The sequence below is a fragment of the Amycolatopsis sp. EV170708-02-1 genome (assembly GCF_022479115.1).
Taxonomy (GTDB): domain Bacteria; phylum Actinomycetota; class Actinomycetes; order Mycobacteriales; family Pseudonocardiaceae; genus Amycolatopsis.
The window spans coordinates 4,990,686-5,003,784 of sequence record NZ_CP092497.1 but is presented as its reverse complement, the minus strand read 5'-3'; the positions used below and the strand labels follow the sequence as shown (position 1 = coordinate 5,003,784).

General features: G+C 70.2%; 10 protein-coding genes and 1 pseudogene. 5 read left to right on the top strand and 6 right to left on the bottom strand.

The annotated features are described in order from the left end of the window. Positions 1–14 precede the first annotated feature (14 nt). Positions 15–1,217, bottom strand: a complete 1,203-nt coding sequence (locus MJQ72_RS22740) for a GAF domain-containing protein (RefSeq protein ID WP_240592988.1) — start codon at positions 1,215–1,217, stop codon at positions 15–17. 157 nt (positions 1,218–1,374) lie between these two features. Here MJQ72_RS22740 and MJQ72_RS22735 point away from each other — a divergent pair, with 157 nt between their 5' ends. Next, positions 1,375–3,192 (top strand): NAD(P)/FAD-dependent oxidoreductase, encoded by a 1,818-nt coding sequence (locus MJQ72_RS22735; RefSeq protein ID WP_240592987.1) that lies wholly within the window; start codon positions 1,375–1,377, stop codon positions 3,190–3,192. Positions 3,193–3,319: 127 nt separating this feature from the next. On the opposite strand, the gene MJQ72_RS22730 is transcribed toward MJQ72_RS22735, so the two are convergent. Beyond that, on the bottom strand, positions 3,320–4,267 hold the full coding sequence (locus MJQ72_RS22730) for a YafY family protein (RefSeq protein ID WP_240592986.1): 948 nt from the start codon (positions 4,265–4,267) through the stop codon (positions 3,320–3,322). A 92-nt stretch (positions 4,268–4,359) separates the two neighbouring features. On the opposite strand from MJQ72_RS22730, the gene MJQ72_RS22725 reads away from it, so the two are divergent. From MJQ72_RS22725 to MJQ72_RS22705, 4 genes and pseudogenes are all read left to right on the top strand, one after another. Further along, the gene (locus MJQ72_RS22725; protein WP_240592985.1) at positions 4,360–4,923 is read left to right on the top strand and encodes a DinB family protein; all 564 of its coding nucleotides are present in this window, start codon (positions 4,360–4,362) and stop codon (positions 4,921–4,923) included. Between the two features lie 132 nt (positions 4,924–5,055). Next, positions 5,056–7,091, top strand: a pseudogene (locus MJQ72_RS44855) (acyltransferase family protein). 118 nt (positions 7,092–7,209) lie between these two features. Then, complete coding sequence (locus tag MJQ72_RS22710) at positions 7,210–7,965, top strand: carbon-nitrogen hydrolase family protein (RefSeq protein ID WP_240592983.1); 756 nt, start codon at positions 7,210–7,212, stop codon at positions 7,963–7,965. Then, positions 7,962–9,653: an NAD(P)/FAD-dependent oxidoreductase gene (locus MJQ72_RS22705; RefSeq protein WP_240592982.1), complete on the top strand. Its 1,692-nt coding sequence runs from the start codon at positions 7,962–7,964 to the stop codon at positions 9,651–9,653. The genes MJQ72_RS22710 and MJQ72_RS22705 overlap by 4 nt, the downstream gene beginning before the upstream one ends. On the opposite strand, the gene MJQ72_RS22700 is transcribed toward MJQ72_RS22705, so the two are convergent. From MJQ72_RS22700 to MJQ72_RS22685, 4 genes are all read right to left on the bottom strand, one after another. Beyond that, entirely contained in the window at positions 9,617–10,117 is a 501-nt protein-coding gene (locus MJQ72_RS22700; RefSeq protein ID WP_240592981.1) for a VanZ family protein, read from the bottom strand. The genes MJQ72_RS22705 and MJQ72_RS22700 overlap by 37 nt on opposite strands. 12 nt (positions 10,118–10,129) lie before the next feature. After that, positions 10,130–10,678, bottom strand: a complete 549-nt coding sequence (locus tag MJQ72_RS22695; RefSeq protein ID WP_240592980.1) for a cysteine hydrolase family protein — start codon at positions 10,676–10,678, stop codon at positions 10,130–10,132. 156 nt (positions 10,679–10,834) lie between these two features. Beyond that, the gene (locus MJQ72_RS22690) at positions 10,835–11,824 is read right to left on the bottom strand and encodes a hypothetical protein (RefSeq protein WP_240592979.1); all 990 of its coding nucleotides are present in this window, start codon (positions 11,822–11,824) and stop codon (positions 10,835–10,837) included. Beyond that, positions 11,821–13,080, bottom strand: coding sequence for an MFS transporter (locus tag MJQ72_RS22685; RefSeq protein WP_240592978.1), 1,260 nt, complete (start codon positions 13,078–13,080; stop codon positions 11,821–11,823). Before MJQ72_RS22685 ends, MJQ72_RS22690 begins: the two co-directional genes overlap by 4 nt. Positions 13,081–13,099 lie beyond the last annotated feature (19 nt).

Here is a 13,099-nt window from a genome sequence, read left to right as displayed (position 1 = left end):
CAACCGGGCGCGGTTCAGCCGCCGACTTCGAGTCCTTTGTGGACCGTGAGGGTGACACCGGCGGCCAGCCGGTACGGCCGGGTGTCCACAATGGCCCCCAGCAGCCGTCGCAGCCGGGAGACCTCGGCGCGGACGGTGACGAGGTGTTCGGCGTCGCCGTAGAGCGCCCTGCTGAGCGCCTCGGCCGAAAGCCCGGACAAGCCCGCAGTGTTGAGGTGCACCAGGATCTCCGCGTGCCGGGGTGTCACCGTGCGGACCCAGCCGACGTCACCCGATGCCATCCGCAGCATCGGCGCGTGGCCGAGTTCGAGGTCCAGCCGGACCTGCCGCGCGGTGTCGGCAGGCCGGACGAGCCACCCTTCGGCCAGCCGCTCGGGCAGGCAGGCGCCGAGACCGGGCACGGCGAGGATCTGTCCTTCCGACGGCGCGGCGATCCGCGCACCGGAGGCGACACCGGCGGCGTGCGCGACCCAGCCGTCGTCGTCCACGAGCAACACCGGGCCGCCCACGCCGGTCACCACCGGCTCGGCGGTGCGGCGCAACCGGTCGAGACCCTGCTGGTGGTGCCGCCAGAGTTCGGATTCGACCAGCCGCCGCCCGGTCTCCACCAGTGCGCCGATCGCCGGGTGCAGGGTCAGCGCGGGACCGCTGACGTCGATCACGCCGAGCAGTTCGCCGGTGCGCGGATCGTGGACCGGCGACGCGGTGCAGTACCAGGGATGCTGGCCCTGTTCGAAATGTTCCCCGGCGAGCAGTTCCACCGGCGCGGCCTCGGCGAGCGCGGTGCCGATCGCGTTGGTGCCGACCCTGGTCTCGGTCCAGACGGCCCCTTCGGTGAAGCCCAGCGTGTCGGCCCGGCGCCGCACGGAGGGCGAACCCACCCGCCAGAGGATGATGCCCTCGGCGTCGGTCACCACGAGCAGCATGTTCGCGGTGTCGGCCGTCGCGCCGACCACCTGCCCGAGGTCTTCCACCACCAGCCGCAGCGGGGAGGCGCGCCGACGGCGGGCGACCTCTTCGAGCGGCACCGAATCCCGGGTGTTCACCCCGTCGGCGGCGAGCCCCAGGCTCAGCATCCGCGACCACGAGCGCGAAACCAGCGGCCTCGGCCGGACGCGGGGGCGGCCGCCGCCGATCACGGCTTCGTGCATGCGGATCAGGTCGCGGGCGTGCATCGGCAGGTCGGCGCCGGGCGGGACCGAGCTGTGCACGCCCACAGGCCACCTCCGCACCATCGCGTCGACTGACCAGCATAGGACCGGCTGGCGAGACGCGCCAAGGAGCCGCGCTGCAACTCGCTGCAACCCTTGCCGCCGTACCCGGCCCCGGCGTGTGATCGGGGTAACAGCCGAACGCCGAAGTTCAGGAGTGGCCATGACACAGACGGTGGACCGGATCGAGGCGACGGGCTCGCCGCAGGCTCGGGTGGACGCTTGGCTGAGCCGATTCGAATCGGCCCTCGCCGCTCGCGACGCCGAAGCCGCCGCCGCGCTTTTCGCCGTCGACAGTTATTGGCGTGACCTGGTCGCCTTCACCTGGACGATCAAGACGGTCGAAGGCCGCGACGAGGTGGCCGGCCTGCTCGGCGCCTGCCTCGACCGGATCGATCCCTCCGGGTTCCGCACGACCGAGACACCGACCGAAGCCGACGGCGTGACCGAAGCGTGGCTGGAATTCGAAACCGCGACCGGTCGCGCGAAGGGCCACTTGAGGCTGAAGGACGAAGGCGCCTGGACCCTGCTGACCAGTCTGCGCGAGCTCAAGGGTTTCGAGGAACGTCGCAACGAGCAGCGGCCGAAGGGCGTCGAGCACGGCGTCGTCCGCGGCCGGAAGTCGTGGGCGGAGAAGCGCGAGGAGGAAAAGACCCGGCTCGGCTACGAGCAGCAGCCGTACGTCGTCGTCATCGGCGGCGGCCAGGGCGGGATCGCGCTCGGCGCCAGGCTGCGGCAGCTCGACGTGCCCACGCTCGTCCTGGAACGCAACCAGCGGCCGGGCGACTCGTGGCGCAAGCGGTACAAGAACCTCTGCCTGCACGACCCGGTCTGGTACGACCACCTGCCCTATCTGCCGTTCCCGGACAACTGGCCGGTGTTCGCGCCCAAGGACAAGATCGCCGACTGGCTCGAGATGTACACGCGGCTCATGGAGGTGCCGTACTGGACGAGCACCGAGGTCACCTCGGCGTCCTGGGACGAGGAAAAGGAGCAGTGGCTGGTGACCGTCGTCCGCGAGGGCGAGGAACTGGTGCTCACCCCGCGGCACGTCGTGTTCGCGACCGGGATGTCCGGTAAGCCGAATCTCCCGTCGTTCCCCGGAATGGACGTGTTCGAGGGCGATCAGCACCATTCGTCCCAGCACCCGGGCCCGGATGCCTACGCCGGCAAGAAGGCGGTCGTGGTCGGCTCCAACAACTCCGCGCACGACATCTGCGCGGCGCTGTGGGAACACGGCGCCGACGTCACCATGGTGCAGCGGTCGTCGACGCATGTGGTGAAGTCGGATTCGCTGATGGACCTGGGCCTCGGCGACCTGTATTCGGAACGCGCGGTGCGCTCGGGGATCACCACCGACAAGGCGGACATGATCTTCGCGTCGATCCCGTACCGGATCATGCCGCAGTTCCAGATCCCGGTGTACGACGCGATCCGCGAGCGGGACAAGGACTTCTACGCGCGGCTGGAAGCGGCCGGGTTCCAGCACGACTGGGGCGACGACGGATCCGGTCTGTTCCTGAAGTACCTGCGCCGCGGCTCCGGCTACTACATCGACGTCGGCGCGTCGGAGCTGGTCGCCGACGGGAAGATCAAACTCGCCCACGGCCAGGTCGACCATCTGACGCGTGACGCGGTGGTGCTGTCCGACGGCACGGAACTGAAGGCGGATCTCGTCGTCTACGCCACCGGCTACGGCTCGATGAACGGCTGGGTCGCGGACCTCGTCGGGCAGGAGACCGCGGACCGCGTTGGCAAATGCTGGGGCCTGGGCTCCGGGACGACGAAGGACCCCGGGCCGTGGGAGGGGGAGCAGCGCAACATGTGGAAGCCCACCCGGCAGGAAGGCCTGTGGTTCCACGGCGGGAACCTGCACCAGTCGCGGCACTACTCCCTCTACCTCGCGCTGCAGCTGAAAGCGCGCTACGAGGGCATCCCGACGCCCGTGTTCGGGCTCCAGGAGGTCCACCACAAGTCGTGACTTGGAGACTTCGGTACCGGATCCCGGGCGGACCGGTACCGGAGGGCGCCGCCTCCGGACCTCGGGCGGTCGACGGCGTCGGGCATCGCCCCCAGACCCTGGGCGGGCCCGGCGTCGTACCCCGTGTTCAGCGGGAGGCCTTCGTGTATCGGCGGGCCAGGACGGCGAACGCCTCCCGCAGTTCGGGCGGCCCGATGACCTCGATGTCGGCGTCGAACCGGCCGATACTCGCCGCGAGCCCGGCCCACGACCAGGACCCGAGCACCAGGCGGCACCTCTCCGGCCCGAGTTCTTCCACGACACCGTCGCGGACGTAGTGGGACACCGTGGCCGCCGGGAGATCGAGGACGACTTCCCCACGGCACGGCCACTCGCCGGATTCGGACGAGCCGCGGAACCGGCTCGCGACGAAGGTGGCGACGTCGGGGACCGGCAGTTCACGCGGCGTGAACCGCGGGCCGGTCGGGGTGCGCGGAGAGATCCGGTCGGCGCGGAAGGTGCGCCAATCCGCGCGATCCAGATCCCAGGCGACGAGATACCAGCGGCCGTGCCAGGTGACGAGGTGATGCGGTTCGGCCCGGCGCCGCGCGTCCGCGTAGTCGAATCGCAGCACCTCGCGGGCGTGCACCGCCGCGCCGAGCGCGAGCAGGACGTCGCCGTCGACACGGGGCTCCGAGCGGCTCGCGGGCGATTCGACGGCGGTGACCCGCACCGTGTCGATGCGGCGCCGCAGCCGCGAGGGCATCACCTGACGGACTGTGTGCAGCGCCCGCATCGCCGCCTCTTCGATCCCCGCGCCGCTGGTGGTGGCGATCTGGAGCGCGATGGCCAGCGCGACCGCCTGATCGTCGTCGAACAACAGCGGTGGCAGCTCGGATCCGGCGTCGAGCCGGTACCCGCCGTCCGGTCCCTTGATGGTGGCGATGGGGTAGCCGAGCTCGCGAAGCCTGTCGACGTCGCGCCGCACGGTGCGCGGGCTGATGTCGAGCCGCTCGGCCAGCAGCGCTCCCGGCCAGTCGCGACGGGCCTGCAGCAACGAGAGCATCGACAGCAGTCGCGCGGAGGTCTTCGGCATGTTTTCCATATTGCCTCAAGTAGCGGCCACAACCTGTCCTCTACTCCTGCGAGAGTCGTCTCGTGCCAGAAAACGACAACACGGAGGGCCCGATGACCGCCACCATCCTCGACGCCGAGCGCGCCGACCTGCTCGAAGCCCTCGACACCGTCCGTGCCACGCTGACCACCACCGTCCAGGGACTCACGGACGAGCAGCTCGACGCGCATCCGACGGTCAGCGAGCTGAGCCTCGGCGGACTGATCAAACACGTCGCCTCGATCGAGGAGATGTGGCTGCGTTTCGTGGTCGAGGGTCCGTCCGCGATGACCTACGACCTGCCGGAAGGCGTCACCTGGGCGGACATCGGCGCCGGGACCGCCCGTGAGTTCCCGCAGTGGGCGATCGACCACCAGAACAACTTCAGGATGCTGCCCGGCGACACCCTCGCGGGGATCCTCGCGCGCTACGAGGAGGTGGCCGCGCGGACGACGGAGATCGTCTCGTCGATCCCGGACCTTTCCCTGACGCATCCGCTGCCGGAGGCGCCCTGGAACCCGCCGGGCGCGGTGCGCAGCGTGCGGCGGGTGCTCGCGCACGTCATCGCCGAGACCGCGCAGCACGCGGGCCATGCCGACATCCTGCGGGAGAGCATCGACGGCCAGAAGTCGACCTGACCCGCTCGCCCCCTCGTGAGTGGCGAAGACGGTTCTAACCGTCCTCGCCACTCACGAGGGGCATAGCTTGCTCACAGCTTCCTCCCGTAGGGTCCCGGCCCGTCGGCGGACGGTGATCATGGTGGTGGTTGTGTGCGGGAGACGGAGCGGCGGTTCCGCCCGGAAATCCAGGGACTGCGGGCGCTCGCGTGTGTGCTGGTGGTCGTCTACCACGTGTGGCTCGGCCGGATCTCCGGCGGCGTCGACGCGTTCTTCCTGATCTCCGGGTTCCTTGTCACCGGACAGCTCTATCGCGCGGCGGCGCGCGGGCGGATCGAATACCGGCCGATGTGGGGCCGGATGATCAAGCGGCTGTTCCCGGCCGCGCTCACCGTGCTGCTGCTGGTCGTCGCGGTGAGCATGGTGCTGCTGCCGCAGAACCGCTGGTTCCAGACGATCAAGGAGGTCGTCGCCTCCGCGCTGTACCTGGAGAACTGGCAGCTGGCGGCGGATTCCGCCGACTACTTCGCGCAGCACAATTCGGCGAGCGTCGTCCAGCATTTCTGGTCGTTGTCGATCCAGGGGCAGTTCTACGTGGTCTGGCCGTTGCTGGTCGGGCTGGTGCTCCTGATCGCCAAGCGGGCGGGCCGCACCGTGCTTCCGCTGCTGTCCACAACCCTCGGCGTGGTGTTCGCGGCGTCGCTCGCATACTCGGTGTGGCTGACCGCCGTCGATCAGCCGCTGGCGTACTTCGATTCGCTGACGCGGATTTGGGAATTCGCGCTCGGTGGCTTGCTCGCTTTGCTCATCGACCGGATCCAGGTGCCCCGGCCGGCGCGGGTCGTGTTCGGCTGGGCCGGGGTCGCCGGGCTCGTTGCCTGCGGGCTGGTGCTCCAGGTCGGGACGGTCTTCCCCGGGTATCTCGCGCTGTGGCCGACGCTGTCGGCCGCGCTGGTGATCCTGGCGGGGGACACCGCGTTCCGGGGCGGCGCCGACCGTTTCCTCAGCAGCCGCCCACTGAAGTACCTGGGCGACCTCAGTTACGCGCTCTACCTGTGGCACTGGCCGGTCCTGGTCTTCTACCTCGTCGCGCGTGACCGGGAAGAGGTCGGCCTGCGCGGCGGCGCGGTGATCATCGCGCTGGCGTTCGTCCTCGCCGTGCTGACCCATCATCTCGTCGAGAAGCCGGTCCGGGTTTCCGCGATCGGGGCCGGGAACCGGTGGGGCGCGTACCGGTTCGGTGCCGCGACACTCGCGGCCGTGCTCGCCGCGACGGGCGCCTGGCAGTGGGTGAGCGTGAGCCAGGCGGAGAACTACTCGATCGCGGTCGACGACCCGGATCATCCCGGCGCGCTCGCGCACACCGAGGGTTCTCCTACTGGGGGGCCGCCGACGCCGCGCTCGTCCCGTCGTTCGTCGCGGTGTCCGAAGACTGGGCGGGGATCGACCCGGCCCGGTGCGGAGTCTCGCCGCGTAACGCCGATCTCGAAGTCTGCACCTCGCAGACCACCGGGCATCCCACCCGGAGGATCGTCGTCGCCGGCGACTCGCACGCGGGGCAGTTCCTCGGTGCTCTCCTCCCGATCGCCGAAAAGAAGAACTGGGAGGTCACGTCGATCCTTCGTGGCGGCTGCCCGTTCTCCACCGACTCCGACGCCGTACCTGGCGATCAGTCCTGCATCGACTGGAACACCGCCGTGGTGGACGAGATCGTCACCACCCGGCCCGACGCGGTGATGACGATCGGCACCAGGGACGTGAAGGTCGGTGTCGAAGAACGGGTTCCCGCCGGGTACATCGCGCAGTGGCGCAAGGTCGACGAGGTGGGGATCCCGGTGCTGGCGGTCCGGGACAACCCGCGCTTCGGCCAGTCGCCGTCGGCGTGCGTCGAGAGCCGCGGCGCGGATTCGCCCGACTGCGCCACGCCGCGCTACGACCTCTATGCGGCGGAGCCGCCGTACGAGGCGCTGCCGGATCTGCCGCCGAACGTGCGTTTCGTCGACTTCAGCGACTACTTCTGCACGGCCGAGGTCTGCCCGCCGGTGATCGGCAACGTGCTCGTCTACCTCGACGACAACCACGTCAGCGGTACTTACATGTCGACGATGTCGGCCATCGCGGAGAAGGCGATCGCCGAGGCGCTCGGCTGGGCGGACGATCACGCGGAGGAGCCGCCGCCGGGCGGGTGATCCGGACAACAGATCGCCGCTGGATTGCGTGATGGTGCACTGACTCGCCGGTCTGCCAATATCTTGCGCAACGATTCACTCTTATCGGTGCATCGAAGCGGCGGATATCGTCGTCGGTATGAGGGTCGCCGTCCACCAGGGCTCGTATGCCGAGCTGCCGTCCGCCGTCGAGGCGTCGGGCGCCGATCTCGTGATCGCCGCCGAGATGATCACGACCGGCTACCACATCGGCGCCCGGACGCACGAGCTCGCCGAGCCGGCCGACGGCCCGACAGCGGCCCGAATGTCGGCGCTGGCAAGGGAATCCGGCGTCGCGCTGGCCTACGGATACCCCGAGTCCGACGGCGGCCGCGTGTACAACAGCGTCCAGCTGATCGGCCGCGACGGGCAGCGCCTGGCGAACTACCGCAAGACCCATCTGTTCGGCGACATCGACCGCGACTGGTTCGAGCCGGGCGCCGAGGCGGTCGTGCAGGCGGAGCTCGACGGACTCCGGATCGGCCTGCTGATCTGCTACGACGTCGAGTTCCCCGAGCTGGTGCGAGCGCACGCGCTGGCCGGGACCGAGCTGCTCGTGGTGCCGACCGCGCTGATGAGCCCGTACGAACTGGTCGCGGACACGCTGGTGCCCGCCCGCGCCTACGAGAGCCAGCTGTTCGTCGCGTACGCGAACCGGTGCGACACCGAACAGGAACTGACCTACTGCGGCCGATCCTGCGTCGTCGCCCCGACCGGTGAGGTGCTCGCCCGGGCGGGCGCCGGTCCGGAGCTGATCAGCGCCGAAGTCACCCGTGACGCGCTCGTCGCGTCGCGACTGGAGAACACCCACCTGGCCGACCGACGGCCCGATCTGTACCGAGGACTTCCCGCATGACCTCCGCCCTCCCGACCGCGATCCACCACGACGAACCGGCGGACCGCCCGATCACCATGTTCGGCCCCGATTTCCCGTTCGCCTACGACGATTTCCTCGCCCACCCCGCCGGGCTCGGCTCCCTGCCGGCGGAGCGGCACGGCACCGAGGTGGCGGTGATCGGCGGCGGCCTCTCGGGCATCGTCACCGCGTACGAACTGATGAAACTCGGCCTGCGCCCGGTCGTGTACGAGATCGCCGAGATCGGCGGCCGCCTGCGCACGGTGAACTTCCCCGGCTGTCCGGACGACGTCGTCGCCGAGATGGGCGCGATGCGCTTCCCGCCGGCGTCGACCGCGCTGTTCCACTACATCGACAAGGTCGGCCTGGAGACCACGCCGTTCCCGAACCCGCTGGCGCCGGGCACGCCGAGCACCGTCGTCGATCTCAAAGGGGAGAGCCACTACGCGCGCACGGCCGACGAACTTCCCGCCGTCTTCGGCAAGGTCGCGGCCGCCTGGGACAGCACGCTTTCCGAGCAGGCCGCGTTCACCGAGATGCAGAAGGCGATCCGCGACCGCGACGTGAAGACGATCAAGCGGCTCTGGAACGAGCTCGTCCCGAAGCTGGACAGCCAGACCTTCTACGGTTTCCTCTGCGATTCGCCCGCGTTCGCGTCCTTCCGCGACCGCGAGATCTTCGGACAGGTGGGCTTCGGCACCGGCGGCTGGGACACCGACTTCCCGAACTCCATCCTGGAGATCCTGCGGGTGGTCTACACCGGCGCAGACGACGAACACCGCAGCATCGTCGGCGGCAGCAGGCGGCTTCCGTTGCGGCTGTGGGAACACGCGCCCGAGGACATCGCGTTCTGGCCCGCCGGAACGAGTTTGAGCTCGCTGCACGGCGGGAGCCCGAACCCCGGCGTCGCCCGGCTGCACCGGACCGCGCCGAACAACATCACCGTGACCGACACCGAAGGCCGCATCCGCACCTATCCGGCGGCGGTGTTCACCGCGCAGAGCTGGATGCTGCTGTCGAAGATCGAATGCGACGAGGCGCTGTTCCCGATCGACCACTGGACGGCGATCGAGCGCACGCACTACATGGAGTCCTCGAAGGTCTTCGTCCCGGTGGACCGGCCGTTCTGGCTCGACAAGGACCCGGCGACCGGTCGCGACACGATGAGCATGACGTTGACCGACCGCATGCCTCGCGGCACCTATCTGCTCGGCGACGATCCGGACGCGCCCGCGGTGATCTGCCTGTCCTACACCTGGGCCGACGATTCGCTGAAGTGGCTGCCGCTTTCGGTGTCCGAGCGCGTCGAGGTGATGTTGCAGTCGCTGAAGGAGATCTACCCCGGCGTCGACGTCCGGCGGCACATCATCGGCGACCCGGTGACCGTGTCCTGGGAGGCCGAACCGCATTTCATGGGCGCGTTCAAGGCCAACCTGCCCGGCCACTACCGCTACCAGCACCGGCTGTTCACCCACTTCAAACAGGACCGGCTGGAAGAGCGCCACCGCGGCCTCTTCCTGGCGGGCGACGACGTCTCCTGGACGGCGGGCTGGGCCGAAGGCGCGGTGCAGACGGCGCTCAACGCGGTGTGGGGCGTCCTGCACCACTTCGGTGGCGAGACGGATCCGGCCAACCCGGGGCCCGGCGACGTCTACGACGACATCGCGCCCGTGGAGCTGCCCGACTGAGCCCGGCGGCCCACCAGCCACGCCATACCCGCCGCGAGGAGGGCGCCGAGGGTGTTCATCAGCCAGTCGTTGGTGTCGCAGGCACGGCCGATCGCGGGTACGAACGCCTGCAGCGCCTCGATCACCGCGGACAGCGCAGAGCCGGCCGCGAGCATCGTCACCGGGCGCCGGGACGCCAGCGCGGCGAAGCAGACCGGCGGCAGGAACAGCGCGACGTTGGCCAGGAGCTCCACCGAGCCGAGCGTGGGCAGCGAGAACTGGACTGTGCACACGATCTCGTCGATCGTGCGCCCGGTGGGCACCAGCGTCAGCGCGAAGACCGGCACCATCGCCACTCCCGCGAGCGCCCAGAGGACTCGGCGCCTGCCCGCGAAAAGGTGGCCGAGGACGGCGCAGACGAGCGCGACCAGCAGGATCGCCACCGGCACCAGGGCGGAGTGGTCGAGCAGGAAGTTCGTGATCATGGCCGGCCGATCCTACGGGCCGGTGAACCCGACCTCCGCCGACGGCACCACGCGCAGCCGTCCGCCGGGATGGATCGCCGTGCTCAGCAGGAGATTGTGCCGGGCGACGACCTGTTCGGCGGTCAGCCCGGTGGTGGGGTCGCCGTCGGACGAGGGAGCGTGGCCGTCGCCGACCAGCACGACGTCCAGGCCGTGGCTCTGTGCGGACCGGGCGGTCGCGTCGATGCAGTAGTCGGTGGCCAGTCCGGTCAGCACCACGGTGTCGACGCCTCTGTCGACGAGCAGCCCCGCCAGCCCGGTGCGGTAGAAGGAATCCGTCGCCGTCTTGTCGACCACCAGATCGACCGGTTCGAGGCCGAGCAGTGCGCTGACCCGGGTGCCCGGGGACGCGGGGTCGAAGTCGGTGCCGGGCGCCCCGATCTGCCGCAGCGCGATCACCGGGACACCGTTCTCGCGGGCTTTCCTGGCGAGCGCGGCGATCCGGGCCGCCAGTTCCTCGCCGCGCCAGACCAGGGGAACGAGCATTTCCTGCATGTCGACGATCAGCAGCGCGGCCCTCATGTCCGCAGCCTAGCCGGGTGATCACGCGTGTTTGGAAGGACGACACGCGTGATCGGACGGACGACACGGCGCTGGCCGGATCCCGCCGGGTGTCGTCCGCCCGATCACGTGTGTCGTCCCTCTGATCACGCGTGTCGACCGTCTGATCACGTGTGCCTAGGGCAGCGCGGCGGGCGACTCGGCCTCCGGGATCAGCAGCCGCGGCGCGCCCGAGCTGTCGGCGGGCACGGCCCAGACATCGGAATGACCCTGAGTGCGGGGGAGGGCGTAGGCGACGGTGCGGTCGTCGAGCCACGCGGGCTGGTCGTCGACGCTCCTCGTCTCGGCCAGTGGCGTCACGGCGCCGCTCGCGAGGTCGAGCACCGAGATCCGCCACCCCTTCGCGGGATCGCCGTCGATGGCGGCCTTGTAGGCGACGCGGGTCTCATCGGGGGAGAGGGACGGGCATTCGACGTTGTCCCGCAAGGTCTTCACGGTCCGGGCGTTCGAGTCGCCCTCGACGAGGTATCGATGGGAGCCGGTCGACATGGTGGCGTAGAACCGGCCCGGCTGCCGGGTGAAGGTGACGCCCCAGAAGTTGAAGTCGGCCGCCTTGTACGGCTTGCCGTCCACGGTCACGGCGAAGTCCTCGAGCGTGCCCTCGACGCTGTCGGTGGTGAGGTCGAGGGTGCCGGCGCGGGTGGAGAACCGGCCGCCGTTGTAGGAATCGCCGGTGACGAACACCGTCCACGCCAGCCGCTTCCCGTCGGGCGAGACCCGTGCCCGGTTGGGCAGGCCGACCAGCGGGATCTCCTGCGTGACCGCGAGACCGCTGTCGAGCACGGCCAGCTGATACGTGGTCAGGCCGCTTTCCGGGCGCAGGCAGATCCCGGTGCCACCCGCCGCGTAGACCCGGCTGCAGGACACGGTCGACACCGCGCGTGCCCCGCCGGGGTCGGCGGCGCTGACACTGGACACGTGCCCGCGGTCGGCGTCGGCGGTGCTGCGGAAGAGCAGCCGCCCGCCTTCGAGCGTGACGGCGCCGCTTGTACCCGCCGACGCGGTGTCCTGGTTGCGCGCGCCCGCCACCCCGACGTAGATCACGGCGGCCGCGGCCAGCGCGAGTACTCCGGTGACGGCGATCAGGACGCGGGTGCGGGTGTTCACGGTCGTGCCTTCCTGCGGGGAACCAAGAGAACGAAGGTGGCGGCGACGGCGGCGAGTACCGTCCCGGCGGCGATCGTGATCGCCGTAGTCGCGCCCCAGAACTGCCAAGAAAGTCCGAAAAGGACGGACGAGACGAAGTACGCGAGCGCCTGCCCGCTCTGCACGATCGCGATCCCGGTGGTGCGCAGCGCCTCGGGCAGCAACGGACCGGCCAGCGCCATCAGCACGCCGTCGGTCGCCGCGTAGAACACGCCGTACAGGCCGAGGGTGAGCACGAACAACGCCCAGCCGGTGAGCGGGCTGAGCAGCAACAGGTAGACAGTGACCAGGGCGCCGTAACCGCCGAGCATCACCGGCAGCCTGCCGACGCGGTCGGCCAGCGCGCCGAGCGGCGCGGCCAGCAGCAGGTAGCCCAGGTTCGTCCCGACGGCCAGCAGCGGGAACCAGCCGGTCGCGATGTCCTCCTTGTCCTGCAACAGGAGATAGACGAACCCGTCCCCGATGGTGGCGAGGCCCAGGACACACGCGGCGATCAGCAGCCGCCGCACGCCGGCGCCCCGCAGGAGCCCCGCCGCCGCCCGCAGGGACACGGTGCCCGACGGCGATTTGGGCGCGCGGTGGTCGCGGACGAACAACGCCAGCAGCAGCACACCGGCGGTGGCGATGCAGAAGCTGGTCACGAAGACCGCGTCGAAGCCATCGACCCCGGTCGCCGAGCCCGCCACGGCCAGCACCGCGACCGCGGCGAGCGGGCCGAGGAAAGCGCCGACGCTGTCCATCGCCCGATGCACGCCGAACGCGCGGCCCAGCATGTGTTCGGGGGCCGACAAGGTGATCAGCGCGTCGCGGGGCGCGGTCCGCAGTCCCTTGCCCGTGCGGTCCGCCGTGAGCACCACGCCGATCGCGGTCGCCGACGACCCGGCCGCCACGAGCCCCAGTTTCGCCGCGGCCGACATCGCGTAGCCCAGCCCGGCGACCACCTTGCGTCGTCGCACCCGATCCGCGACGTAGCCGCCGACCAGGCGCAGCAGCGCGGTCGCGCCGGTGTAGAGGCCGTCCACCACGCCGTACGCCGCCGGGCCGAGGTGCAGCCCGAGCACCAGGTACACCGGCAGCACGGCCGTCACCATCTCCGAGGAGACGTCCGTGACGAGGCTGACGGTGCCCAGGGCGAACACGTTCCCGCCCAGCAGGGCGAAGGACTTCTTGGACACGCCGCCGGGATGCTCCCGGCGGCCGATCGTGGAGAGGTACACGCGACGAACCACCCTTCCC

Excerpts from the sequence above, each read along its gene's own strand:
- MJQ72_RS22705 (WP_240592982.1), top strand. The coding sequence starts at position 7,962 with ATGACCTCCGCCCTCCCGACCGCGATCCACCACGACGAACCGGCGGAC.
- MJQ72_RS22735 (WP_240592987.1), top strand. The coding sequence starts at position 1,375 with ATGACACAGACGGTGGACCGGATCGAGGCGACGGGCTCGCCGCAGGCT.
- MJQ72_RS22730 (WP_240592986.1), bottom strand. The coding sequence starts at position 4,267 with ATGCCGAAGACCTCCGCGCGACTGCTGTCGATGCTCTCGTTGCTGCAG.
- MJQ72_RS22695 (WP_240592980.1), bottom strand. The coding sequence starts at position 10,678 with ATGAGGGCCGCGCTGCTGATCGTCGACATGCAGGAAATGCTCGTTCCC.
- MJQ72_RS22700 (WP_240592981.1), bottom strand. The coding sequence starts at position 10,117 with ATGATCACGAACTTCCTGCTCGACCACTCCGCCCTGGTGCCGGTGGCG.
- MJQ72_RS22725 (WP_240592985.1), top strand. The coding sequence starts at position 4,360 with ATGACCGCCACCATCCTCGACGCCGAGCGCGCCGACCTGCTCGAAGCC.
- MJQ72_RS22710 (WP_240592983.1), top strand. The coding sequence starts at position 7,210 with ATGAGGGTCGCCGTCCACCAGGGCTCGTATGCCGAGCTGCCGTCCGCC.